Annotated in this window: 1 protein-coding gene; it reads left to right on the forward strand. The window is 43.4% G+C overall.

Going from position 1 to position 281, the window contains the following annotated elements; all coding sequences use genetic code 11:
- Positions 1-193: 193 nt before the first annotated feature.
- A partial coding sequence (locus tag ACTHS3_RS17750) for an S-adenosylmethionine synthetase N-terminal domain-containing protein (protein ID WP_440368737.1) occupies positions 194-281 on the forward strand: 88 nt, incomplete at its 3' end.

Consider the following 281-nt stretch of genomic DNA (forward strand, 5'->3'; position numbering starts at 1 on the left):
CGCTTGATGCGGGAATTTTTTTGCCCGTATGTTCTGTGCGGGCAGGATTCCAAACCGTTTTATCCAAGTGGGAATATTTATCATTTGGATGGAGCGCAGGTGGAAATTTTGTTATGATTTCCGTTGTGGGATATATGATGAAACAACAGGTCGTCTGAAAGCAGACGGCTTGTTTTTGAAGGAAAATATTGAAATGAGAGAATATCTGTTTACTTCCGAATCGGTTTCCGAAGGCCATCCGGACAAAGTAGCCGACCAAGTGTCCGATGCGATTTTGGATG

This window comes from Neisseria sp. P0009.S007 (assembly GCF_051962515.1).